The sequence below is a fragment of the Pseudomonas sp. L7 genome (genome assembly GCF_046605565.1).
GTDB lineage: Bacteria > Pseudomonadota > Gammaproteobacteria > Pseudomonadales > Pseudomonadaceae > Aquipseudomonas > Aquipseudomonas wayambapalatensis.
Genome location: NZ_CP176784.1, coordinates 3,306,203 through 3,330,644 on the forward strand (window position 1 = coordinate 3,306,203; position 24,442 = coordinate 3,330,644).

The 24,442-nt window shown below is 64.5% G+C and carries 23 protein-coding genes; 14 read left to right on the plus strand and 9 right to left on the minus strand.

Annotated elements, in window-relative coordinates; translation table 11 throughout:
* Window positions 1-60 precede the first annotated feature (60 nt).
* The gene (locus ACK3BK_RS14960) at window positions 61-930 is read left to right on the plus strand and encodes a LysR substrate-binding domain-containing protein (protein ID WP_411382734.1); all 870 of its coding nucleotides are present in this window, start codon (window positions 61-63) and stop codon (window positions 928-930) included.
* Between the two features lie 83 nt (window positions 931-1,013).
* A complete protein-coding gene (locus ACK3BK_RS14965) occupies window positions 1,014-1,385 on the plus strand; it encodes a DUF2784 domain-containing protein (RefSeq protein WP_186707877.1) in 372 nt (123 codons plus the stop codon).
* On the opposite strand, the gene tam is transcribed toward ACK3BK_RS14965, so the two are convergent.
* Window positions 1,375-2,151, minus strand: a complete 777-nt coding sequence (gene tam / locus ACK3BK_RS14970; RefSeq protein WP_186663905.1) for a trans-aconitate 2-methyltransferase — start codon at window positions 2,149-2,151, stop codon at window positions 1,375-1,377. The genes ACK3BK_RS14965 and tam overlap by 11 nt on opposite strands.
* A 151-nt stretch (window positions 2,152-2,302) precedes the next feature.
* Between tam and ACK3BK_RS14975 the strand changes: the two genes are divergently transcribed.
* Window positions 2,303-3,037 (plus strand): FecR family protein, encoded by a 735-nt coding sequence (locus tag ACK3BK_RS14975; protein WP_288375104.1) that lies wholly within the window; start codon window positions 2,303-2,305, stop codon window positions 3,035-3,037.
* A 56-nt stretch (window positions 3,038-3,093) separates the two neighbouring features.
* Here ACK3BK_RS14975 and ACK3BK_RS14980 read toward each other — a convergent pair whose 3' ends face one another.
* Entirely contained in the window at window positions 3,094-4,506 is a 1,413-nt protein-coding gene (locus ACK3BK_RS14980; RefSeq protein WP_411382735.1) for an amino acid permease, read from the minus strand.
* A gap of 333 nt (window positions 4,507-4,839) precedes the next feature.
* On the opposite strand from ACK3BK_RS14980, the gene ACK3BK_RS14985 reads away from it, so the two are divergent.
* The gene (locus tag ACK3BK_RS14985) at window positions 4,840-6,264 is read left to right on the plus strand and encodes a PLP-dependent aminotransferase family protein (protein ID WP_411382736.1); all 1,425 of its coding nucleotides are present in this window, start codon (window positions 4,840-4,842) and stop codon (window positions 6,262-6,264) included.
* Between the two features lie 478 nt (window positions 6,265-6,742).
* Here ACK3BK_RS14985 and ACK3BK_RS14990 read toward each other — a convergent pair whose 3' ends face one another.
* The 4 genes from ACK3BK_RS14990 to lexA are packed head-to-tail and all read right to left on the minus strand — an operon-like array spanning window position 6,743 to window position 12,482.
* Window positions 6,743-9,844, minus strand: coding sequence for an error-prone DNA polymerase (locus ACK3BK_RS14990; RefSeq protein ID WP_411382737.1), 3,102 nt, complete (start codon window positions 9,842-9,844; stop codon window positions 6,743-6,745).
* Window positions 9,820-11,238 (minus strand): Y-family DNA polymerase, encoded by a 1,419-nt coding sequence (locus ACK3BK_RS14995; RefSeq protein ID WP_411382738.1) that lies wholly within the window; start codon window positions 11,236-11,238, stop codon window positions 9,820-9,822. The genes ACK3BK_RS14990 and ACK3BK_RS14995 overlap by 25 nt, the downstream gene beginning before the upstream one ends.
* A gap of 6 nt (window positions 11,239-11,244) precedes the next feature.
* Window positions 11,245-11,865, minus strand: coding sequence for a translesion DNA synthesis-associated protein ImuA (gene imuA, locus ACK3BK_RS15000; protein WP_186711259.1), 621 nt, complete (start codon window positions 11,863-11,865; stop codon window positions 11,245-11,247).
* Entirely contained in the window at window positions 11,865-12,482 is a 618-nt protein-coding gene (gene lexA, locus ACK3BK_RS15005; RefSeq protein ID WP_411382739.1) for a transcriptional repressor LexA, read from the minus strand. Before lexA ends, imuA begins: the two co-directional genes overlap by 1 nt.
* A gap of 183 nt (window positions 12,483-12,665) precedes the next feature.
* Here lexA and ACK3BK_RS15010 point away from each other — a divergent pair, with 183 nt between their 5' ends.
* From ACK3BK_RS15010 to ACK3BK_RS15045, 8 genes are all read left to right on the plus strand, one after another.
* On the plus strand, window positions 12,666-13,343 hold the full coding sequence (locus ACK3BK_RS15010; RefSeq protein WP_186663890.1) for a thermostable hemolysin: 678 nt from the start codon (window positions 12,666-12,668) through the stop codon (window positions 13,341-13,343).
* Entirely contained in the window at window positions 13,333-14,796 is a 1,464-nt protein-coding gene (locus ACK3BK_RS15015; protein ID WP_411382740.1) for an AMP-binding protein, read from the plus strand. Before ACK3BK_RS15010 ends, ACK3BK_RS15015 begins: the two co-directional genes overlap by 11 nt.
* 8 nt (window positions 14,797-14,804) lie before the next feature.
* The gene (locus ACK3BK_RS15020) at window positions 14,805-15,485 is read left to right on the plus strand and encodes a TenA family transcriptional regulator (protein WP_411382741.1); all 681 of its coding nucleotides are present in this window, start codon (window positions 14,805-14,807) and stop codon (window positions 15,483-15,485) included.
* Window positions 15,472-16,278: an SDR family oxidoreductase gene (locus ACK3BK_RS15025; RefSeq protein WP_186663884.1), complete on the plus strand. Its 807-nt coding sequence runs from the start codon at window positions 15,472-15,474 to the stop codon at window positions 16,276-16,278. The genes ACK3BK_RS15020 and ACK3BK_RS15025 overlap by 14 nt, the downstream gene beginning before the upstream one ends.
* The gene (locus ACK3BK_RS15030; RefSeq protein WP_411382742.1) at window positions 16,275-16,916 is read left to right on the plus strand and encodes a tetratricopeptide repeat protein; all 642 of its coding nucleotides are present in this window, start codon (window positions 16,275-16,277) and stop codon (window positions 16,914-16,916) included. Before ACK3BK_RS15025 ends, ACK3BK_RS15030 begins: the two co-directional genes overlap by 4 nt.
* A gap of 2 nt (window positions 16,917-16,918) precedes the next feature.
* A complete protein-coding gene (locus ACK3BK_RS15035) occupies window positions 16,919-17,581 on the plus strand; it encodes a response regulator (RefSeq protein WP_186663880.1) in 663 nt (220 codons plus the stop codon).
* Window positions 17,578-18,939 (plus strand): ATP-binding protein, encoded by a 1,362-nt coding sequence (locus tag ACK3BK_RS15040; RefSeq protein WP_186663878.1) that lies wholly within the window; start codon window positions 17,578-17,580, stop codon window positions 18,937-18,939. Before ACK3BK_RS15035 ends, ACK3BK_RS15040 begins: the two co-directional genes overlap by 4 nt.
* An 81-nt stretch (window positions 18,940-19,020) precedes the next feature.
* A complete protein-coding gene (locus ACK3BK_RS15045; RefSeq protein ID WP_411382743.1) occupies window positions 19,021-19,680 on the plus strand; it encodes an HAD family hydrolase in 660 nt (219 codons plus the stop codon).
* Between the two features lie 64 nt (window positions 19,681-19,744).
* Here the strand turns inward: ACK3BK_RS15045 and ACK3BK_RS15050 are convergent, their stop codons facing one another.
* Window positions 19,745-20,944 (minus strand): MFS transporter, encoded by a 1,200-nt coding sequence (locus ACK3BK_RS15050; protein ID WP_411382744.1) that lies wholly within the window; start codon window positions 20,942-20,944, stop codon window positions 19,745-19,747.
* A 113-nt stretch (window positions 20,945-21,057) separates the two neighbouring features.
* Window positions 21,058-21,957, minus strand: coding sequence for a LysR family transcriptional regulator (locus ACK3BK_RS15055; protein ID WP_411382745.1), 900 nt, complete (start codon window positions 21,955-21,957; stop codon window positions 21,058-21,060).
* Window positions 21,958-22,030: 73 nt separating this feature from the next.
* Between ACK3BK_RS15055 and ACK3BK_RS15060 the strand changes: the two genes are divergently transcribed.
* Window positions 22,031-22,369: a cupin domain-containing protein gene (locus ACK3BK_RS15060; protein ID WP_411382746.1), complete on the plus strand. Its 339-nt coding sequence runs from the start codon at window positions 22,031-22,033 to the stop codon at window positions 22,367-22,369.
* On the opposite strand, the gene ACK3BK_RS15065 is transcribed toward ACK3BK_RS15060, so the two are convergent.
* The gene (locus ACK3BK_RS15065; RefSeq protein WP_186663871.1) at window positions 22,366-22,908 is read right to left on the minus strand and encodes an RrF2 family transcriptional regulator; all 543 of its coding nucleotides are present in this window, start codon (window positions 22,906-22,908) and stop codon (window positions 22,366-22,368) included. The two genes, ACK3BK_RS15060 and ACK3BK_RS15065, sit on opposite strands and share 4 nt — an antisense overlap.
* A 278-nt stretch (window positions 22,909-23,186) precedes the next feature.
* Here ACK3BK_RS15065 and ACK3BK_RS15070 point away from each other — a divergent pair, with 278 nt between their 5' ends.
* A complete protein-coding gene (locus ACK3BK_RS15070) occupies window positions 23,187-24,389 on the plus strand; it encodes an NAD(P)/FAD-dependent oxidoreductase (protein WP_411382747.1) in 1,203 nt (400 codons plus the stop codon).
* The last annotated feature ends 53 nt before the right edge of the window (window positions 24,390-24,442 follow it).

Here is a 24,442-nt window from a genome sequence, read left to right on the forward strand (position 1 = left end):
CGATTTATCGTATTTCACACATAAGCCCAGCTTTTAAAAGAACCTGTTCCGAGGTGCTCCATGTCTGTCTCGCAAGCGCAACTGAAGGCCTTTCACGCGGTGGCCGAACACGGCAGCTTCACCCGGGCCGCCGAGAAACTCTTCCTCACCCAGCCAGCGGTGTCCGACCAGGTGCGCAAGCTGGAGGAACGCTTCGGCGTGCTGCTGTTCCAGCGCAACAAGCGTTCGGTGCAGCTCACCGACCTGGGCGAGCGCCTGCTGGGCATCAGCCAACGCCTGTTCGCCTGTGAGGCCGAAGCACTGGAGCTGCTGCAGGATTCGCGTGCCCTGCACACCGGCAGCCTGGTGCTGGCAGTGGATGCCCCCGTGCACGTACTGCCGCAGGTTGCGCGCTTCTGTCAGCGCTATCCGGGGATTCAGGTCAAGATCGAGACGGGCAACACCGATGAGTCGCTGGCGCGCCTGTTCAGCTACCAGGCTGACCTGGCTCTGCTCGGGCGCGACGTCGATGACCAGCGGCTGTTCTGCGTGCCGATGCGGCGTGACCCAATGGTGGCCTTCGTCTCCCAGGACCACCCCTGGGCCAGCCGCGCCTCGATCAGCCTGGCCGACCTGGACGACACGCCGCTGGTCTTGCGTGAGCCCGGCTCGGTGACACGCCAGACCCTGGAAGAAGAAATGCAGCGCGCGGGCCTGCGCATCCGCCCGGCCATCCAGGTCGAGGGACGCGAAGCGGCGCGTGAAGCGGTGGTGGTGGGGATCGGCGTGGGCGTGGTGTCGGCGGCGGAGTTCGGCGCCGACTCACGGGTGTGCGCACTCCCCATCGTCGATTGCCAACGCCACTTGACCGAGACGCTGGTGTGCCTGAGCGAACAACGCACGCGGCGCGTGGTGGCGACGTTTCTGCAGATGGTGCAAGAAGCGTTGTGAGTTCAGCGGTGCCACCCCGCGACCATGCCGGCCCCCCGTGATCTGCCCTATGCTGATGACTCGCCCCACAGCGGACCCCGCCCATGCTCTACCGCCTCAGCGCCGACACTCTGGTTCTGCTGCACCTGGCCTTCATCCTGCTGGTGCTGTTCGGCGGCCTGCTGGTGCTGCGCTGGCGCCGCGCCCTGCTCCTGCATCTGCCGGCCCTGGCCTGGGGCCTGGCGGTGGAATGCCTGCACCTGCAGTGCCCTCTGACCGACTGGGAAAACCGCATGCGTCTGGCAGCCGGCCAGGCCGGCTACCAGGGAGGGTTCGTCGAGCACTATGTCTGGCCGCTGATCTACCCGGCCGGGCTGACGCCACAGGTCCAGGTGCTGCTTGGGTTGATCGTGTTGCTGGTCAACCTCGGCATCTACGGCTATGTGCTCTGGCGCGGGAGGCGTGCTAGCGGGTAGCGATCACGAACAACCGGGGGAACGGCAGCAGCACCTTGCCATCGGTGGCTTTCGGGTAATCCTGCTCCATGGCCTGCAGGTAGAGTTGCAGGAAGCTTTCGCGCTCGGCCTCGTCCAGCCGCGCCAGGTACGGCCGCAGGCCCGAGCCCTTGAACCACTCCACCACAGCGCTCGCGCCGCCCTCGAGGACATGGTGATAGGTGGTGCGCCACACATCCACGCGTGTGCACAGTGGGCTGAGCAGGTCGTAGTAGAACGCGCCGCTGTGTCGCGGTGGCAAGGAAAAATCGCTGAACTTGTCTTTCCACGGGCCTTGGCTGGCAATCTCGCGCATGCGCTTGTGGGCAGGCTCATCGAGGTTGTCGGGGGTCTGCACCGCCAGGCTGCCCCCCTCGGAAAGCTGGCGGATCAGGTGCGGGTACAGCTCACGGTGGTTCGGCACCCATTGCAACGAGGCGTTGGCGAGGATCAGGTCCTGGGGTTCGGCAGCCTTCCAGGTGGCGATATCGGCTACCTCGCAACGCACCCGCGGCACCTTCAGGCGTGGTCGCTCGCGCGCCTTGTCGATCATGTCCTGGTCGCTGTCCAAGGCCAGCACCTGGGCGTCGCCATGCTGTTGCAGCAGGACCTCGGTGGAGTTGCCAGGGCCGCAGCCAAGGTCCGTGGCGTGGCGTACCGGTCGCGCTGGCACAGCCGCGAGCAGATCGCGCACGGCACGGGTGCGTTCGTTTTCGAAGAGCGAATACTGGGTGGCGGACCAGGCCATGGGCGACTCCTTTGGCAGTTGGAAGCGCTAGCATATGCCTTTTGCCGAACGTTCGGGGTATCGGTCTGACCGATCCGCTTCGCCTGAACGAAAACAGGAACTGACAGCCTATGCTGGAGGTCATCCGCATAACCTCCATACGTCGCTCGCCATGAATGCCTTCCCCTACCCGCGTCTCGCCCTGCCCCTGGCCATCCTTGCGTTGATCGGCGCCTCCATCCTGCTCGCCTCGCCCTGGATGGGTCAGGGCTTCGAGCTGTCCGACCTGTCCACCGACAGCCAGAACCGCCTGACCCGGCAACTGGAGGACGGCAGCCTGCTGACCCTGGACAGCGGGTCGGCCGTGGACCTGGCGTTCGACAGGACTCAGCGACGGATCGACCTGCTCAAGGGCCAGTTGCTGCTGGAAGTGGCCCGGGGCGATACCCGCCCGCTGTTCATCGTCACCCCACAGGGCAGCCTGCGTCCGCTGGACGCGAAACTGATCGTCGAGCGGCTGCAGGACAGCAGCGAAGTCACCGTGCTGGAGGGGCGGGTCGAACTGTCTGTCAACGGTCGCCAACTGTCGCTCAACCGCGGCCAGCAGTTGCGCTTCGATGGCATCACGCCCGCAACCCTGACCCAGGTCGATACCGGCGATACCCAGGCAGCCTGGTACCTGGAGCGCCTGCCAGGCGACGGTCAACCGCTGAACGAAACGCTCGAGCGTCTGGCCCGACACCACCGCGGCCTGTTGTTGTTCGATGCCCCGTCGCTGGCCGACCTGAAGGTCGCCGACGACCTGGCCCTGGACGACACCGACCAGGCCCTCGATGACCTGCAGGCCAGCTTGCCGATCAAGATTGCCCACTACACCGACTGGCTGACCGTGGTGCGCCGCAAATGAAAACGCGGCCGGTCCCCTGGGGAGCCGGCCGCGTTTTCCGTACAGCCCGGCAGCGGTCAGTGACGCTTGGCGCTGCGGATCTGGTGTACCACACCCATGGCCACCACGATGGCTGCGGCGATACCGGTGGAGATCACCAGAATCTGGTAGTCAGGCATGAAGGCCATGGTTACCAGTGCGGCAACGATGAAGGCGATCACCAGGTAGGTCAGCCAGGGGAACAGCCACATTTTCAGGCGCACCTCGCGGCCTTCGGCGATCAGCTTGCGGCGCATGCGCAGTTGCGAGAAGGCAATCACCAGATACACCAGCAGGGCGATCATGCCAGTGGTGTTCATCAGGGTTTCCAGCACGTCCTTCGGGCGCAGGGTCTCGCTGAAGTTGATCAGCGCGCAGACCACCGCCACGGCGCACGAGCCGAGGATTGCGTACACCGGGACACCCGTGCCGGCGCGGGTGATCTTGAAGAACGACGGCGCATCGCCCCGCTGGGACAGCGAGAACAGCATGCGCGAAGCGGTGTAGTGGCCGGAGATCAGGCAACTGCTCACCGAGGTCAACACCACGAAGTTCATCAGCAGCTCGGCATACGGCACACCCAGCAGTTCCAGGGTGCGGCGGTAGGCGCCATAACCGGAAACGCCCAGGTGCGGATCGTTCCACGGCACCAGGCAGACGATCAGGAAGATCGAGCCGACGTAGAACAGGCACACACGCCACACCACCGAGTTGGTGGCCTTGACGATCTGGGTAGCCGGATCCTTCGCTTCCGAGGCCGCGATGGTCACGATTTCGGCACCGAGGAAGGCGAACATCACCCCGAGCAAGGCGCCGATCACCGTGGTGATGCCATTGGGCATGAAGCCTTCGGCGGTCAGGTGGGTGATGCCGCGTACCTCACCGAACTGCCAGACGTTCATCACGGCGGCGGTACACACCACCAGGAAGCAGACGATCGCCACCACCTTGATCAAGGCGAACCAGAACTCGAACTCGCCGTAGTGCTTGACGTTGAAGAAGTTCACGGTGATCAGCAGCAAGGTGGTCGCCAGCACGAACACGTTGACGCTGACATCAGGGAAGAAGCCATGCAGGATCTTGCCCGCCACGTAGGCTTCCCAGGCCATGAGGATGACCCAGTACCACCAGTACAGCCAACCGATGGTGAAACCGGCCCAGCGCCCGATGGCGCGGTCGGCGTAGGTGGAGAACGAGCCGGTGTCCGGCGAGGAGGTCGCCATCTCGCCGAGCATGCGCATGATCAGCACCACCAGGATGCCGCCGGCGAGGTACGCCAGGACAGCCGCTGGGCCGGCGCTGTGGATCACGCTGCCAGAGCCGACGAACAAGGCGCCGCCAATGACCCCGGCGATCGACATCATCGTCAGGTGGCGCGACTTGAGCGAGGCACTGAGCTTGCTCTCGTGCCCGCCTTTCGCGGAGGTGGTGGATGTGGATGTTGCGTCCATCAGTTGTGTACCCCGTGCTTCTTTTTATCCAAGGAAAAACTGTGAAACCCCGATGGTTATCGGCCTCACCTGTACATCAGCGCTATTGCGGGCAGGAGGTGTGAGGAACACACGCAGACCTTCCATGGCGGCCTGCTGACGCGCCCGAGGGTTGCCGCTCGGGCGAACTGAACGTGTTGCATCTGGCGATATCTGACACCTAATGTAAAAATGTCCGCCACATAGAGCCATGCACAGTGGCATGAAACTCGCACTGCACTGTACAGGCCGCCAATGCAATACACCCGCGACACCCTGCAGGCGCTTGGCGTTACGCACACCTGAAGGCACCCCATGCTGCGACTACATCCGGACTCCCCTACCCCGCTGGTCAACCAGATCATTGACGGGTTGCGCGAGCTCATCGACAACCAGACCCTCAAGCCCGGCGCCAAGGTGCCGTCTATCCGCGCGTTCGCCTCGACCTACTCGGTGAGTACCTTCACCGTGGTCGAAGCCTACGACCGCCTGGTGGCCCAGGGGCTGCTGGTCAGTCGCGGCAATGCGGGTTTCTTCGTCAGCCGCTCGGCGGGCGAGTTGCTCGACACGCACACCCCGCAAGCTGACACAACCCGACCATCGTTCAACTCCGAGTGGTACCTGCAACAGATCTTCGAGACCCGCCAACTGCCATTCAAACCCGGCTGCGGCTGGCTGCCCAACGACTGGATGTACGAAGACGGCTTGCGTCGCGGCATGCGCCAGGTGGCCGGCAGCCCGCTGGAGCTGTCTGGCTATGGTGACCCGATGGGCCTGCCCGAACTGCGCGCGCTGACCGCGCAGAACCTGCAGCAGGAGCTGTCGATCGTCGCCAGCCCTGCGCAACTGATGCTCACCCATGGCGCCAGCCAGGCGCTGGACCTGGCGGTGCGCACCCTGGTGCGACCGGGTGACGTGGTGCTGGTGGACGACCCAGGCTATCCCAACCTGATGAGCATCCTGCGCTTTCAGGGCGCGACCCTGGTCGGCGTGCCGCGCACACCGGTGGGCTACGACCTCGACCAGTTGGAGCGCTTGCTCGCCCACCATCGCCCGACAGTGTTCTTCACCCAGCCACACCTGCACAGCCCGACCTGTTCGCGCACGCCGCTGGCGCAGTTGCACCGCCTGCTGCAACTGGCGTCGCAGCATGGCTTGCGCCTGGTGGAGAACAACCTCTACGCCGACATGATCGCCGAGCCGCAGCCGTGCCTTGCCAGCCTCGACCATCTGCAGCAGGTGGTATACGTGGGCAGCTACTCCAAGAGCATCTCGCCCAACGTACGGGTGGGCTACCTGGTGGCTGAAGCCGAGGTGATGCAGCAGCTGTTGCAGTTGAAGATGCGTTCAGGGCTGACCACCTCGCAGGTGATGGAGCGCGTGGTGTACGCCGCAGTGATCGACGGTCGCTGGCGCAAGCACCTCAAGCGCCTGCGCCAGCGCCTGGCCGAAGCGCATCAGGAAGTGGGTCGACACCTGCATCGGCTGGGCTTCGAGCTGTTCATCGAATCGGATGAAGGCATGTACATCTGGACCCGCCACCCGGCCATCCCCGACAGTGCGGCATTGCTGGACGATGCGCTGGAACAGGGGATCATGCTTGGGCCTGGGCAGTTGTTCATGGTCGATGCGCAGGCCACGGGGTGGATGCGGTTCAATGTGGCGTTCAGTACGGATGCCAGGATGTGGGAGTTGCTGGAGAAGGTTCTGGTCAGGCATGTCAGGCGCGGGGGGGGTTGAGCTTTGCTTTTATAGCCTTGCCTTTCAAGGTGTTTGCGTGTGATTGCGTGAGGGCTCACAGGTGCTCGTCGAAAGCTTTTCAGCGCCTCTGAGATCGAGCGCCGCCCGCGCGGCGCTTCGCGGGCAAGCCCGCTCCCACATTTGTTTCGGGCCAATTATTCCTGAGTGATTGCCGCGCGCCCCTTGTTTGCCCCCTTCGATATCGCATTTGAGCAGTTACCTTTCTTCCATATCCAGTCATGCGCCAAGGGGCCGCGTACCGATGGATACAGGAGAAACTGGCCCGAAAACAAATGTGGGAGCGGGCTTGCCCGCGAAGCGCCGCGCGGGCGGCGCTCGATCTCAGAGGCGCTAAATATCTTTCGGCGAGCACCTATCAGCCTCTACGCAAACACTTCGCCTGGCAACTTCGGCTACGCCTCAGGGCGCTGCGCGCCTAGAAGCAAAAGCGGAGCAAAAACAGAAGCCAATGCCGGGCTCAATGGAAATCCCGGCTTCTTGTATCCAGGCCCTGCAGCAACCCGCTGACATCCTCCAACCGCCGCGCGATCAAGTGTCTGACACCATTTTCCTGCTCCAGCCGACCACTGACCTTGAGCAATTGCGAGCCCACCAGGGCTCGCCGCTGTCGCTCGGCCAGATCCCGCCACACCACCACATTGAGCATGCCGAACTCGTCCTCCAGGGTGACGAAGGTCACGCCGCTGGCCGTCTGGGGGCGCTGGCGACCTACGACGATGCCGGCCACGGCGACACTGTCGCCATGGCTCAAGCCATCCAGCTCACGGGAGCTGCGGCAACCCAGCGCGCGCAGGCGTGAGCGCAGCAGCGTCAAGGGATGCGGGCCAAGTGTGGTGCCAAGGGTCGCGTAGTCGGCGAACAGGTCTTCGGCGATGCTCGGCGCCGGCAAGCTCACTTCGCTCTCAGGCGCAGACTCGACCCCAGCGAACAACGGCAGTTGCGCCTGCACGGCAGCGACCTGCCAGCGCGCCTGATGGCGATCGCGAGCCAGGGCACGCAAGGCACCGGCATCGGCCAGGCGCGCGCGGGCGCGGCTGTCGAGGGACGCACGCAGGCACAGATCCTCGACATCCCGCCATGGCTGCTGCGCCCGCGCCTGCTCCAGGCGCCGGGCGTCGTCTTCGCCGAAACCGCGGACCTGCCGCAGCCCCAGGCGAATCGCCAGGGCGCCATTGCCCTGCGGTTCCAGGGTGCAGTCCCAGAGGCTGTGAACGACATCCACCGGTCGCACTTCGATGCCCTGCCGACGCGCCTCCTGCAAAAGCTGGTCGGGGCTGTAGAAGCCCATGGGCCAGCTGTTGATCAACGCGCAGGTGAAGATCGCCGGCTCGTGGCACTTGAGCCAACTGCTGGCATAGCACAGCAAGGCGAAGCTGGCGGCGTGGGACTCGGGAAAACCATAGCTGCCGAAGCCCTTGATCTGCTCGAAGATGCGCTCGGCAAAGGCCAGCTCGTAACCGTTGCGCAACATGCCCTCGAGCAAACGCACGCGATGCGGCTCCAGCCCGCCATGACGCTTCCACGCCGCCATGCTGCGGCGCAACTGGTCGGCTTCGCCTGGCGTGTAGTCGGCCGCGACCATGGCCAGCTCCATCACCTGCTCCTGGAACAAGGGCACGCCGAGGGTGCGCTCGAAAACCGCCTTGAGCTTTTCCGAAGGATAGGTGACCGGCTCTTGCTTCAGACGCCGCCGCAGATACGGATGCACCATGTCCCCCTGGATCGGCCCGGGCCGCACGATCGCCACTTCGATGACCAGGTCGTAGAAGGTGCGCGGCTTAAGGCGCGGCAGCATGGCCATCTGTGCCCGCGACTCGATCTGGAACACACCCATGGTCTCGGCGCGGCTGATCATCGCGTAGGTGGCCGGGTCTTCCTGGGGGATGCTGGCCAGGGTCAGCTCGCGGCCACGGTGCAGCCGGAGCAGATCGAAGCAACGGCGCAGGGCGCTGAGCATGCCCAGGGCGAGCACATCGACCTTGAGCAGGCCGACCATGTCCAGGTCGTCCTTGTCCCATTGGATCACCGTGCGCTCGGGCATGGCGGCGTTCTCCACCGGCACCAGCTGGTCCAATGGCTGTTCGGAAATCACGAAGCCGCCAGGGTGCTGCGACAGGTGCCGAGGGAAACCGATCAGCTCCCCGGCCAGCACCAGGATGCGTCGCAACGACGGGCTCTGCGCCTCGAAGCCGGCCTCGGCCAGGCGCTGCGCATCGGGGATGCGGTCGCTCCAGCGCCCGCAGCATTTGGCCAGGGCATCCACCTGGTCGCTCGGCAGGCCCAGCACCCGAGCCACGTCACGCACGGCGCCGGCGGCGTGATAAGTGCTGACCACCGCCGTAAGTGCCGCGCGGTGCCGGCCATAGCGCCTGAACACGTACTGGATCACCTCTTCACGGCGGTCGTGTTCGAAGTCCACGTCGATGTCAGGCGGCTCGTTGCGTTCGCGTGAAAGGAAACGCTCGAACAGCAGGCGGTGGGTCATCGGGTCGAGCTCGGTGATGCCCAGCACGAAACACACCACCGAATTGGCGGCAGATCCCCGCCCCTGGCAGAGAATGTTCTGCCGACGGGCGAAATCGACGATGTCGTAGACGGTGAGGAAGTAACTCTCGTACCCCAACTCTTCGATCAGCGCCAGCTCGCCTTCGAGGGTCTGGTACACCTCGGCGCTCGCGCCTTGCGGCCAGCGTATCGCCAGGCGCTGCTCGCACAACCGACGCAACCAGCTCGCCGGGCTGTGGCCTTCGGGGACCAGCTCACGGGGGTACTGGTACTTCAGCTCGCTCAGCTCGAAGCGGCAGCGCTCGGCGATGACCAGGGTTTCGGCCAGCAGGTCGCCGGGGTGCAGTTCGGCCAGTTGTTCGCGGCTGCGCAGGTGACGTTCGCCATTGGGGTAGAGGTAGCCACCGGCTTCGGCCACCGTGCAGTGCTGGCGGATCGCGGTCATGCAATCCTGCAAGGCGCGACGGCCACGCACATGCATGTGCACGTCACCACAGGCCACGGGGCGAATCGCCAGTTGCCCGGCCAGGACACGCAAACGCTGCAAGCGCGATGCGTCGTCGCTGCCACGGTGCAGGTGCACCGCCAGCCACAGGCGTTCGGGGAACAGTGTCTGCAACCAGCGACCGGGTTCGGGGTCGCCAGGGACGTCAGCGATCCACAGCGCCAGCAAGCCTGCGCAATGTGCCTGCAGGTCTTCGGCCAGTAATCGATACTCGCCCTTCTCTGCCCGGCGCCGCGCGCGGGTAATGAGCGCGCAGAGGCTCTGGTAGCCGGTCAGGTTCTCCACCAGCAGCACCAGGCGCGGCCCGTCCTGCACCTGCACTTCGCTGCCGACGATCAACCTTACGCCATGCTCACGGGCTGCCTGCCAGGCACGGACAATACCGGCCAGGGTACATTCGTCAGTGATTGCCAGGGCCTGATAGCCCTGCTCATGGGCTCGACGAAACAGCTCGTCGGCGCTGGAGGCGCCGCGCTGGAAACTGAAATTCGACAGGCAATGCAGCTCGGCATACTCAGGCAGGCTCATGCGAACCAGCCCTGCAGCCATAGGGGGCCGGGTTGGGCGAGGTCGCGGTAGGCCCAACCGCGCAGCCCTTCGCGGGTTTCGATGCGGTAGTAGTCACGGCGCACATCGCCGCCATCCCACCAGCCCGACTCGATGCGCTCGGCCTGGCCAAGCCATTGCAGGCCGCCCTCGGGCAGGGCCAGGGCCTGGGCCAGCAACCAGCCAGGACGGCTACCGGGCGCGACCGCCAGGCTGCCCGCCGCGCCCTGCTCGCTGGCCTGCCAGGCGTGCTCGGGACGGTGATCGGCTTCGGCGCGCAGGCCCTTGACCGCCTCGTCCCCCAACCGCGCCCGCAGGCGCTCGCGCAACTGTTCCCAGGGCTGGGCCTGCTGCGCGCGCGGGTCGAACAACGCACGATGCTGAGGCACGAAGGGTGGCAGGTCGTCGGCCAGCAGGCGCAGGTTGCGCACCGGTGCCGGAATGCGCAGCGGTTCCAGCCGGCCACGGGCCAGTTCGAAGAGCATCGCCGCTTCGCGCTCGGCCGCCAGCAAGCCGACCTTGAGCACGGTATCCGGCCCTTCGGCGTGCTCCAGATGCAGGTCGAAGCGCTGCACGCCGCAGTCACGCCCGGCAAGAAAGGCGGCCAGATCGTTGATCAACCGGCGCAGGGGAAACAACAACGCCTGGTGCGATTCCACATCGAAATTCAGCTCCAGCCTGGACTCGAAGCGGTCTGGCGGCTGATAGAAATCCAGCCCCAGCGCACGCTGGCCGAAGAGTTGGTCCAGGTGCAACTGCACAGGCGCAGCAAAACGCTTGGCCAGGGCAGCGCGCGGCAAGGCCATGACCTCCCCCAGCCGACGCAAGCCCATGCGCGAGAAGGCTTGGGCGGCATCGGCAGGCAAGCCCACCCGGTCCAGAGGCATGTTCGCCAATGCCGCGCGCGTCTGCTCGGCGCAGGTCAGCGCCAAGCCATCGTGCCCGTTGGCCAGCATGCGTGCCGCCACCGGGTTGCTCGCCAGCACAATACGATGGCGCAGGCCGAGCTCCTGCAGCTCTGTACGCAGGCGCGCCTCGAAACTCGACCACGGACCGAACAGTTGCAGGCTCGACCCCACCTCCAGCAACAACGCACGTGGATAGTGCAGGCTGACCTGGGCGCTGAACCGATAGGCCCAGGCCGCCAACAGTTGCTGTACCTCATCGATACGCGCCGGATCGGCCTCGACACAGGTGAAGCCGTCAGCCAGGGCCCGGGCGGCAGCCAACGTCTGCCCGGCGCGCAGGCCCAGGTCGGCGGCCGCCGCATTGACCGCCTGCAACACGCGCCGTTGAGTTGGGCCGCCCAGCAGTACCAGTGGTGAATCGGCGTCGTCCCGTCCGCGCTGGACAGTGTCCAGCGCCAGTTGCGGCAGCAGGATGCAGGCCCAGAGCATGGCGCATCAGCCTCGTCCGGGAGCAGCGATGGGCGTGGCCGGCACCAGGCCGCCACGGCACTTGAGCACGCGCCACTGTGCCGGACGCGTATCGATGGCGATACGCAAAGCCGCAGGCGACGGGTTGTGTGCCGCCTGCTGGGATCGACAGGCGAAGGCCAGCGCATCGCCGGTTTCAGCGGCCACCTGCAGGCGGCGCAACGCTCGGTCGTCGGTGCGTTCCGGCCAGCACAGCACCGCGGCACAACTGCCAGAGCGCAGGCACTGCTCGGCAGCCCACAGGGCATCGTCCGGCTCAGCCGCGACCTGCGCCAACCAGCGCAGATCGACGCCTGCCGCCTGCCAGGCCGGTGCGTAGGGAATGAATGGCGGCGCCACCAGCACCACCCGCCCACCCTCGCCACTCAGCCGGGCGAGTGTCGGCCAGAGCAACTGCAGCTCACCGCAACCGGGGCTGGCCAGCAGCAACTCGCTGAGCGCCGCCGACGGCCAGCCCCCCTCAGGCAGACGCTCGTCCAGCACGGCATGACCGGTGGGCTGCAGGCCGAGCGGGCGCGCCTGAACCTGCCGCCCACGCCAGATTCGGCGCTGGTCGAGCAGCCCCTCGAGATCGACCACCGCGCCCATCAGTCACGCCTCAGCAGGCCGCAGAACACGCCTTCGATGCAGAAGTCGTGCTCGGGGCCCACGTCGATGGGGGCATAGGCCGGGTTGCGCGGCAACAGCCGATAGCCGCCAACCACCCGTTGCAGGCGCTTGATGGTGACCTCGCCATCGAGCCGCGCGACGACGATCTGCCCGTCACGGGCATCGGCCTGCTGGAGAATGCCAACCAGATCGCCGTCGAGGATGCCGTCGCCGATCATCGAATCGCCCCGCACCTTGAGCAGGTAGTCGGGCGTGCGGCGGAACAGGCTGGGGTCGATCAGCAGTTGTTCGTGGATGCCCAGGTCCGGGCCGATCGGTGCACCGGCGGCGACCCGGCCAAGCACCGGAATCTCGAGGATCTCCGGGCGGCGCAGCGGTTCGGCCAGGCGAATGCCTCGCGCCTGGTTAGGCGTGACCTCGATGTAGCCGCCCTCATGCAGGGCGGTGATGTGCTTGCGCGCCACGCTGCGCGAGGCAAAACCGAAGCGCTCGGCGATATCGGCCAGGCTCGGCGGCTGGCCGTGGTCGGCGATGCGCTCGCGGATGAATTCGAGAATGGCGCGGCGTTTGGGGGATAATCTGTTCATGGAGCACATTTGTACTCTTTTCCAGGAACACTGAACAGCCCCCTTCGTCGCCGCACCTCGGGTCTTTGCCCAGGCCGACGCCCTCGAACAGCGCCCCTGTGGCGCGCAACCGACATCGAACGCACCACTTCAGATTCCATTCAGATTCGATACCGATAATCCACCCCGTCAAGCCCAATTGGGGGGAATTTCATGACCGAATCTCAATGGAGCAGCCTGCTCCCACTCGCTATCGGCAATCACCCGGATCATCGCGCGCACCTGTCGCTTCATCGAGCGGATGACCCCACGCGCAAGGACTTGGAGCACTTTATCCACCAATGTTTTGCCACCGTGCACCAGGCCGATGTGCAGCATTACCTGCCAGAGCTGCTGGCATTGCAGGACAGTCACGGCCAACTGATCGCAGCTGCAGGCATGCGCCCCGCCTGCGAGGGTCCGCTTTTCCTCGAAAAGTATCTGGACATGCCCTTGGAGGCCGCCGTTTCCCAGCTCACAGGCACTTCGCCAAGCCGCGCCTGCATGGTCGAGGTAGGCAACCTGGCTTCGCTCAGCGCCGGCAGCGCCCGCATCATTATCATTGCCATCACCTGGCTGCTTGCCATCCGTGGCCTTGAGTGGGTCGCATTCACCGGCGCCGCGACCTTGATCAACAGCTTTCGGCGGCTAGGGCTGACACCCACCGTGCTGGCGTCGGCCGACCCAAACCGCTTACCAGGCCAGGTAGACCAATGGGGGACCTATTATGACCAACGCCCCCAGGTGTTCGTCGGGCGCATCGGCGATGGCTTCGACGCGTTGACCCGATCCGGCGTATTCCAACGACTGGGCTTTCCCGCGATTGCCAGGGAGGCCGGTCATGCTGCGTGAACTGGAGCGTTTCCGCGAGCAACTGATGTCGTTCGCACGTGATCATGCAGGTGCCGTGGCGGTCAAGGGTGCGACTGACCGTTACACCTATCGGCAATTGCTCGCAGAGGTGGAGCTGCGCGCTCAGGTGCTGCATCGACAACCTGCGGGTACATTGGTACTGGCCCTGGATAACGGCCCTGAGCTGTTGTTCTGGGATCTGGCGGCCTTGTTCGCAGAGCGCCCCTGCGTGATCGTGCCGTCGTTCTTCAGTGCGGCGCAGTTCGATCACTGCATTGTCCAAAGCGGTGCATCAGCCGTGTTGTGCACGACGCAGTGGACGCCGCATCTGCTAGACAAGGGATTTGTCCAGAATGGTGAGTTCTGGGTACGCGAAAAAGCGACCTGCGCGGAATTGCCTGATGGCACAGCCAAGATCACCTACACCTCTGGCAGCACCGGCAACCCCAAAGGTGTCTGCCTCAGCGCCGAAGCCATACTGCGTGTAGCGCGCGAGCTGGAAGCTGCCAGCCGACCAGCCGAAACACTGCACTATCTGGCAGTGCTGCCAGTGGGTGTGCTGCTGGAGAATATTGGTGTCTACGCCGCACTGATGGCGGGCGCCTGCGTACAGCTATATCCGCAGCAGCAGTTGGGCATGAACGGGGCGAGCCAGGTCGACTTCAAGCGGCTGCTGGGCGTCATTGCGCTCAGCGGTACGCAGAGCCTGATACTCGTACCGCAATTGCTGATGGGGCTGGTCATGGCCATCGAGCGCGGACTGATGCGCGTTGGCCCACTGCGTTTAGTCGCGGTGGGCGGTGCACGGGTATCGCCAAGCCTGCTGGCACGGGCCGAAGCGGTCGGGCTACCGGTGTTCGAAGGGTATGGTCTGTCGGAATGCGCGTCCGTGGTTGCGCTGAACCGTCCGGGGGCCATTCGCCCTGGCAGCGTCGGCAAGCCATTGCCCCACGTGCAGGTGCGCATTGCCGAGGACGGCGAGGTGCTGGTGGCCGGCTCGACCTTGCTTGGCTACCTGGAGGACGCCCCGGTTACCCAGTCATGGTGGGCGACCGGCGATCTCGGCCACCTCGACGACGAGGGCTACCTGTACCTGAACGGGCGCAAGAAACACCAGTTCATCACCAGCTTCGGGCGCAACGTCAACCCAGAGTGGGTTGAAGCCGAGCTGACCCAGAGCGGCGTCATCGCCCAGGCATTCGTACATGGCGAAGCCTTGCCGCACAACCTGGCACTGCTGTGGCCACTGGACCCCACCGCCAGCGATGAAGCCATCGAGCAGGCCGTGCAGCACTGCAACGCGCAACTGCCCGATTACGCCCGAGTGTCTGCATGGCGCCGTTTGCCGACCCCACTGAGCATCCATGACGAGACCCTGACTGCCAATGGCCGTCCTCGGCGCGAGGCGATCCTGAAGCGTTACCACACGTTGTTATCCGACATTTCTTTGTGAGGTCTACCATGTCCTTTTTCGACACCCTGCAAACACAGACAGCCCAACAACGCCAGGCATTGTTCGCTGTGCCGGTGATCCGTGAAGCCTTGGCCGGCCAGGTCAGCCTGGACAGCTATGTCGCCTTCCTGACCCAGGCCTACCACCATGTTCGTCACACCGTTCCACTGATGATGGCCTGTGGCGCACGCTTGCCGTCGCGGCTGGAGTGGCTGCGCGGCGCGGTGTGCGAATACATCGAGGAGGAGTACGGCCACGAGCAGTGGATTCTCAACGACATCAAGGCGTGCGGCGGTGACTGGGAAGCGGTACGTGATGGTCGACCGGCACTGTCGATAGAGCTGATGGTCGCCTACCTCTACGACCTGATTGCTCGCGACAACCCGGTCGGCCTGTTCGGCATGGTCAACGTGCTCGAAGGCACCAGCATCGCCCTGGCCACCCAGGCGGCGGGCACCATCCAAAGCACCCTGGGCCTGCCCAACCAAGCGTTCAGCTACCTCAGCTCCCATGGTGCGCTCGACCAGGGCCACATGCAGACCTACAAACAGTTGATGGACCGTCTCGACGATGCTGCGGATCAACAGGCCGTCATCCACGCAGCGAAAGTCGTCTATCGCCTGTACACCGAGATGTTCCAAGGCTTGCCACGCGCTGGGCAGCATGAGGTGAATCATGCGTTTGCCTGAATCTGTCGTGATCCTTACCGGCGCCAGTGGCGGCATTGGCCTGGAGCTGGCCGAGCAATTGTGCGCTGCCGGTGCCCAGGTGCTGGCCGTCAGCCGACACATGGGCAAGCTGGCCAGCCTGATGAACCGATACCCGGACCGTCTGTACTGGCAAGCCGCCGACCTGCGCACACGAGAGGGGCGAGAACAGGTGGTCGCCCGCGCCCGCGAGAGGGGCCACGTCAACGTGCTGATCAACGCCGCTGGCGTGAACAGCTTCGCCCTGCTCGATCAGCTGGACGAGCAGGCGCTCGACGAACTGCTGGACATCAATCTGAAGGCGCCGCTGCAACTGACACGTGCCTGCCTGCCACTGCTGCGTGCTCAGCCCAAGGCGCTGGTGGTCAACGTCGGCTCAACCTACGGATCGATCGGCTATCCGGGCTACGCCACCTACTGCGCCAGCAAGTTCGCCTTGCGCGGGTTCTCGGAGGCGTTACGCCGTGAGCTGGCCGACACCACGGTCAACGTCCTGTACGCCGCCCCACGGGCAACTCATACCGCCATGAACAGCAGCGCCGCGACCGCGCTCAACCAAGCGCTGAAGGTCGGCATGGACGACCCGGCAGATGTCGCGCGCGCTGTGCTTGAGGCCGTGGAGTCCGAGCGCAGCGAGGTATACCTGGGCTGGCCGGAAAAACTCTTCGTGCGAATCAACAGCATGCTGCCAGGCATCGTCGATCGGGCGCTACGCAAGCAACTGCCCGTCATTCGCCGCTATATCGGTAACCACTCCAAGGAGTCAATCAAATGAAGCGCCTGTTCGTCGCCAGCTTGCTGGCATTCACACCTTTGACCTGGGCATTGGACCAAGCCGGCTCCGAACACCTGAGCAGCCTGCAGCAGCGCTGGGCGCAGATCCAGTATCAACTGCCCAAGGAAAAACGCGCCGACGCGCTTGAAAAGCTGGCTGCCGATGCCGCCACGTTCGTGCATCAGTACCCCGGCACCCCTGAACCCTTGATCTGGCAAGGCATCATCAACAGCAGCTGGGCCGGGGCTACAGGTGGCCTTGGCGCATTGAGCAAGGTCAAGGCGGCGAAGGCCAGCCTGGAACAAGCCATGAAACTGGACCCCAACGCCTTGCAGGGTTCGGCCTACACCAGTCTCGGCACGCTATACGACCAAGTGCCTGGCTGGCCGATCGGGTTCGGCGATTCCGACAAGGCAGACGCCTTGCTGCGCCAAGCCCTGCAGATCAACCCCAACGGGATCGACAGCAACTACTTCTGGGCCGATCACCTCTACCGGCAGAAGCGTTATCCTGAAGCCACTCAAGCCCTGCACAAAGCCTTGCAAGCCCCACCGCGACCAGGACGTGAGTTGGCTGACCAAGGTCGGCGCGGCGATATCGATGCTTTAATGAAAATGATCAAGGACAAACAGGACTGAGCATGCGGCTGCTGCTGGTTGAAGACGAAATTGCACTGGGTGAAGGGATCTGTGACGGTTTGCGCCAGGAGGGCTACACCCTGGACTGGCTTCGTGACGGTGTCAGTGGCTTGCATGCGCTGCAACATGAGAGCTTCGACCTGGTGATTCTGGATCTTGGTCTGCCTCGCATGGATGGCCTGGAACTGTTGCGACGGGTACGCGCCGGTGGCGAAAGCCTGCCGGTGCTGATCCTCACGGCACGGGATGCACTGGACGACCGTATCTCCGGCCTCGATGCCGGCGCTGACGATTACCTGGTCAAGCCTTTCGACCTCAACGAGCTCAAGGCGCGCTTGCGCGCCTTGCTGCGGCGCAGCGCCGGGCGCGCCAAGCTGTTGATCGAGCATGCAGGCGTCAGCCTCGATCCGGCCACCCAGCAAGTGCACTACAAAGGTAACGAGGTGGTGCTGACCCCCAAGGAATACCTGCTGCTGCACGAACTGTTGGCGCAACCGGGCAGGGTCTTCACCCGTGAACGCCTGACCCAGCTACTGTATGGCTGGGACGAAGAGCCCGAGAGCAATACCCTGGAGGTCAATATCTACCACCTGCGCAAGAAGCTGTTCAACGGTCTGATTCGGACGGTGCGCGGGATCGGCTACCTGGTCGAGGCCAAGGCATGACTTCGCTACGCCAACGCACACTCTGGCGGGTGATGCTGTTGCTGCTACTGGGCACCGGCCTGCTGGCGCTCTACAACTATCACGACAGCCGCCGCGAGATTAACGAAGTCTATGACGCCCACCTCGCCCAGAATGCTCGCCTGCTACAGGGCGTCATGAACATGCCGGTGCAGGAAGGCTCACGGGAAGTGCTGTATCAGGCCTTCAACGAGGCTCTGAGCAAGGCAGGACGGCATCAGGTCGGGCACCCATATGAAAGCAAACTGGCTTTCCAGGTGTGGCAGGAGGGGGCAGGCCTGCTGGTGCATACCCCCAGCGCACCGACCATGCCTCCTCCAACTGCGGCGGGCTTCTACGATTTCACCTCCGCTGGCGAACAGTGGCGTGGTTTCGTGTTACCGGTGCCGGAGAAACACTGGGTGATCTGGGTAGGCGAGCGTGACGACGTACGTTACGACCTGATCGACCGCATCGTGCGTCACACCTTGCTGCCTTTTCTACTCGGCAGCCTGGCATTGGCATTGCTGGTCTGGGCCGCCATTGGCTGGGGGCTTGGACCGCTCCAGAACATGGCCAATGTCATACGCGGGCGTCACGCCGACTCGCTGGAGCCTCTGCAACTGGTGCCCCTGCCCTCGGAGCTTGAGCCCATGCAGGCCGCCATCAACCGCTTGCTGGCCCAGATCAAGGACCTGCTACGGCGCGAGCATCGGTTCATCGCCGATGCCGCCCACGAAATGCGCACGCCGTTGGCGGTCCTGCGCCTGCATGCACAGAATGCCTTGGCTGCCAGTAACGATAGCGAGCGGCAAAAAGCGCTGGGCTTTCTCATGGGCGGTGTCGATCGGTTGACGCGAGTGGTCAATCAGCTGCTGACACTGGCCCGCGTCGAGCCCCGGCTGGGTCAGCGTGCGACTACCCGCGTAGACCTGGCCGAAGTGGTCGCCGACACACTGGCCGATCTGACCCCATGGATACTGGACCGGGGGCTGGAGCCCTCCCTGGAAATCGACGAAGGCGACCATCACTTGGTGATCGATGCTGGCGCGCTGGGCATCGCCCTGCAGAACCTGGTGTCCAACGCGGTAGAGCATTCACCGCCGGCAGGCCGCATCATCGTGTCACTCAAGCGCCTGGACAACGCCTTCGAATTAGTGGTCGAGGATGAAGGCCCGGGTATCGATGAAGCGAGTCTTTCCCGTGTATTCGAACGGTTCTACAGTCGTAACACCACGAACGGTGCAGGTCTGGGTCTTTCGATAGTGGCGACTATCATCGATCGCCTTGGGGGCCAGGTGCGACTGAAAAATCGACCGCACAAAGGGCTGGCAGCCACCTTGCGACTGCCCATGGCGTGATGTCGAGGCCCTTGACCGGTCATCGATCAATACAGGTATGATGGCTGCTGCTGAATTGTTTCTTCACTGCCAGGATGCCCGATGCTGACCGCCCTGCTGTTCGACCTCGATGGGACCCTCACCGACACCGACACCCTCCACCTGCAGGCATTTCGCAAGCTGCTGCACGAGTACGACGGCCGCGAACTGACCCAGGAGCAATTCAACGCCCAGGTCAGCGGGCGTTCCAACGGTTTGCTGTTCAAGGAGCTGTTCCCCCAGGCCGATGCAGCTGAGTGCAAGGCTCTGGCCGACCGCAAGGAGGCGTTGTTCCGCGACATGTCGCCCACGCTCGAGCCGATGCCGGGCCTGCTGCGCCTGCTGGACCACGCCGAGCGCCACCGCATCGGCATGTGCGTGGTGACCAATGCCCCACGGCTGAATGCCGAGCACATGCTAGGGGCCATGGGCCTGGGCAAGCGCTTCGAGCATGTGCTGGTGGCCGACGAGCTGGCCCGGCCCAAGCCCGACCCCTTGCCCTACCTCACCGGCCTCCAGCGCCTGGAAGCCAAGGCCGAGCAGGCACTGGCCTTCGAGGACTCACTGCCCGGCGTGAAAGCGGCGGTCGACGCCGGGATCTTCACCGTGGCCCTGGCCACCACCCAACCAGCCGAGCGCCTGCTGCAGGCCGGCGCGCAACTGGTGATCGAGGATTACAACGACCCACGGCTGTGGGCGTTGATCAAAGAGATGCAGGCGTAACCTGCTCCTCGACAGGAGCGGCGGTTCGCCACTGCGACTTGGCCCGCGCCTACCGAAGGGTGGTTCAAGCCCGTCGCGCAACCATCAGGAAGATCACCAGCGCCAGCCCCGGCAATACCGCGCCCACCAGCGCCACGCCATTCCAGCCATAACCCGCATACAAGGCACTGGCCACCGCCGACCCCAGCGCACCGCCGATGAAGATACTGGTCATGTACACGGCATTGAGCCGCCCACGGCTGGCCGGGTCCAGCGCGTACACCTCACGCTGGCCGATCACCATGTTCATCTGCACGGCGAAGTCCAGCAGCACCCCGGTCAACCCCAGGCCGATCACGCTGTAGCCCGGCGCACTCAATCCGAACAGCAGCGACAATGGCGCCAGCACCAAGGCCAGCAACGACGCCTGGCGCGCATGCCCGGCATCGGCAAGGCGACCGGCAATCGGTGCAGCAATCGCGCCCACCGCGCCCACCAGCGCGAACAACGCGATCTGGCTCTGCGACAGGCCATGTTCGGTCGCCAACGCCAAGGGCACGGCGGTCCAGTACAGGCTGAACGTCGCGAACATCAGGCCCTGATACAGCGAACGCTGGCGCAGCAACGGGTAGCGCCGAAGCAGCCCGCCCAGCGAGGCCATCAACTCGACGTAGCTGGCCTTGTGCTCCGGCATCCGTCGCGGCAGGGTCACGGCCAGCAGCACGACGATTGCCGCCATCAGCACCGCCGCCCCCAGGAACACGGCACGCCAGCCGAAGTGATCGGCCACCAGGCTCGACAAGGGCCGTGCCAGCAGGATGCCCAATAGCAGGCCACCCATGATGTTGCCCACCACCCGGCCACGCTGTTGCTCCGGCGACAGATGCGCAGCCAGTGGGATCAGCATCTGCACCGCCACCGAACTGAAGCCGATCAGCAAGGCATAACCAAGAAACAGCTCACCTTGGCCATGCCCGCTGCTGCCCGCCAGGAGCAGGCTGGCGCAAGACAGCACCGCCGTGGCGATCATCAGCCGGCGGTTCTCCACCAGGTCGGCCAACGGCACCAGCAACAGCAGGCCCAGGGCGTAACCCAGCTGGGTAAGCGAGACGATCAGGCTGGCACGCTCGGTGGACAGCCCAAGGTCAGGCGCAATCAGGCCGACGATGGGTTGGGCGTAGTAGATGTTGGCAACGATGGCACCACAGCAGAACGCCAGCAGCGTCACCAGGCCTCGGCTCAGTGATGTGCCGGATGTAGAGGATGTCGCTAAAGAAGCAGTCATTTCAGATTCTTCACACATGGCAAGACATGCCACGCACCTTAGCGGCCAGGGCCTGCCGAGGGAATCGGAACGCAACGCAAAGCGGCGTTGCGCCAGGCGCAACGCCACTACGTTCAAGGCCTGAGCAACGACTCGCAGAACTCGATGAAAGCCGTTACCCGCCGCGACCAACGATGGTTGGGCAGATACAAGGCGTTGATATTGCCACTGGCAGCGATCGGATTGGCCTGCCAGCCCGGGAACAACCGCACCAGACGCCCGGCAGCGACATCGTCCCGTACCAACCAGTCAGCCAGCAGGCTGACACCACTGCCCGCCACCGCCGCCTCGCGCAGTAAATCGGAGTTGGCGCAGCGCAAGGGCCCGGTCACATCCACCTCGATCAGCTCATCACCTTGGCGCAGTTGCCACGGTCGCCCCAGGCCGCCATAGCGAAAGCGCAAGCAGGCATGCTCGCTCAGTTGCGCGGGGTGCTCGAGCGCAGGATGGCTGGCCAGGTAGTCCGGGCTGGCCACCAGCCAGCGCTCGAAAGTGCCCAGGGTACGGCTGACCAGCTCGTCGCTCGGCGCCGGATCACCCAGGCGAATGGACAGGTCATAGCGCCCGTCGAGCAAATCGTCGAAGCGATCGCTCAGGTCGATATCCAGCTCCAGCGCGGGGTAGCGGGCCATGAAGCGCCCCAGGTGTGGCGCGATCATCCGCCGCCCGAACTCCACCGGCAGGCACAGGCGGAGCACGCCCACCGGTTCCTGTCCACGATCGGCGACGCTGGCATCGGCCTCGGCCAGGGCCGCAACGATAGCGCGGGCGCGCTGATAGTAGCCGACGCCCGCCTCGGTCAGGCTGACCTGCCGGGTCGAGCGGTTGAGCAGGCTGGTACCCAGCTCGCTTTCCAACGCATCGACCAGACGTGTCACCGACGAGGTCGCGACACCGAGCCGTCGGCCGGCAGCGGAAAAGCCCTGGGCTTCAACAGTCGCCATGAACATCTTGATGGCTAGCAGCTTGTCCATTGGCGTGGTTCCGTGCAGAAAATCCCGGAACCTTCCTACAATCACAGTCCGGAATCAAGAAAGGCAAACGTTCATGCCCGACAACCTGTTCAGCCCCCTGCCCCCGCTCGACCCTGCAACAGCCGAGCAATTCGACGAGCTGCTGCGCCGCCCGGGGCTGCGCATCGAGCGTATCGTCTCCAGCGGCCAATGCAGCCCGCCTGGTTTCTGGTACGACCAGCCCGAAGGCGAGTGGGTGGTGGTACTCAGCGGCAGTGCCGGGCTACGCCTGGAGCACGAGAGCGAAACACGCGTACTAAAGGCGGGCGACCACCTGGATATCCCGCCACATTGCAGGCACCGCGTAGAGTGGACGCAAGCCGATGCGACGACAGTCTGGCTGGCAGTGTTTTACGGGAGCGCCACCGACTAGAGCTGCTTGAGCGCGATTTCCGCCGCCCCACCCTTGCCATCGCGCCGCTCGCTCATCCAGTCGTTGACCTTCTGCCCGAACTCGGCCGGCGCCTTGCGCCCGAAGCGCCGCGCCAGGTCGAGGATGGTCTGCTGGGCCAGCGCCTCTTCCATGCGTTTCTGTGCGCTGAGCATCACCGCATGGATGGCACAGGTGCCCTCGGTTGCCCATCCTGGCGCCGTGCCGTCGAACAGCGAGCAGCGCTCGCGGATCTCGCGGCAATCGAAGATCTTCTTCGGCCCATCGATGGCATTGACGATATCCAGCACGGTGATTTCATCCGAAGGCCGGGCCAGGCGAAAACCGCCGCGCACGCCTTCGGTGGCCGCCACCAGCCCGGCACGCGCCAACTTGGTGAAGACCTTGGCCAGGTATTCCTGCGGCACCCCTTGCAGTTCGGCGAGATCGCGCACGCTGGACTCGCGGCTGTCGCCGCGCTCGTCGATGAGAAACAGCAGGCAGTGAATGCCGTACTCGACGCCCGCGCTGTATAACGACATATCAATCTCCGACCAAATTTGTCGCAAATAGTACGCCCTTCTCCAGAAACTGGCAAAGCCGTCGGCCACCACCGGTCGCCCGCCTATTTTTCTCAATAGCCCAGAACCCTTGATTTATCGCTGCTTCACCTGCATAGCGAGGGCCGCCCGCGACTGCCCGTTAAAAAAAAGCTTGTCGTTTTAAACTACGACCAATAGAGTCGCAGTTACTCGGCAAGCGCAGCAACGCACGCCGAACCTCGACCCAAAACCCTTCGACCCTCTCGCGGAGCCTGTCCATGAATCCACACATCCTGATCATCGGTGCCGGTTTTGCCGGCGTCTGGAGCGCCCTGAGCGCCGCCCGCCTGCTCGACCTCGCCAAGCGTGGCGACATCCACATCAGCGTGCTCGCACCGCAGGCCGAGCTGCGCATCCGCCCGCGCTTCTACGAGGCCGATGTGCACTCGATGAAAGCGCCGCTTGGCGAGCTGTTCGAGGTTGTAGGGGTGAATTTCATCCAGGGCCATGCCCAATCCATCGACGCTGCCGCACGCTCGGTCACCTATATCGACGCCAATGGCCAGACCCGCCACCTGGGTTATGACCGCCTGGTGCTGGCCGCCGGCAGCCAGGTCGCCCGCCCCGCCTTACCGGGCCTGGACCAGCACAGCTTCGATGTCGACCAGATGGAGTCGGCGATCAAGCTGGAGCAGCACCTGACCGACCTCGCCAGCCTGCCGGCCTCCCCGGCCCGCGACACCGTGGTGGTGTGCGGCGGCGGTTTCACCGGTATCGAGACCGCCACCGAAATGCCTGCCCGCTTGCGCGCAGTACTCGGCGAGCAGGCCAATATCCGCGTGATCGTGATTGATCGCGGCGCACAGGTCGGCGCAGCCCTCGGTGCAGGCATCACCCCAGCCATCGTTGCCGCCTCACAGCACGCCGGCGTGCAATGGTTCACCAATGCTTCGGTGATCGCGGTGGATACCGGTGGCGTGACCCTGGACAACGGCGAGTACATCGCCAGCAAGACGGTGATCTGGACCGCAGGCGTCAAGGCCAGCCCGCTGACCGCGCAGATCGCCGGCGAGCGCGATGCCCAGGGCCGCCTGCGCGTCGACGAGCACCTCAAGGTCATCGGTCAGCAGTACATCTACGCCACCGGCGACGTGGCCTGGGCCGCAGTCGATGACCTGGGCAACCACGCGATGATGACCTGCCAGCATGCCATCCCCATGGGCCGTCACTCGGGCAACAATGCCATGGCCGACCTGCTCGGCGAGGCGCCGGTGGTGTATCGCCAGCCCAAGTACGTCACCTGCCTCGACCTGGGCGACTGGGGCGCGGCGTTCAGCGAAGGTTGGGAACGTGAACTGAAGCTGCAGGGTGACGAAGGCAAGCAGCTCAAGCGCCAGATCAACTCGGTGTGGATCTACCCGCCAGAGGCTGATCGCAGCAAGGCCCTGGCCGCTGCCGATCCAATGATCGCCATCGTTTAAGCGAATAAACCTGACAGATCCGTCAAAAAATGACGGATCTGTTTGTACGTGTA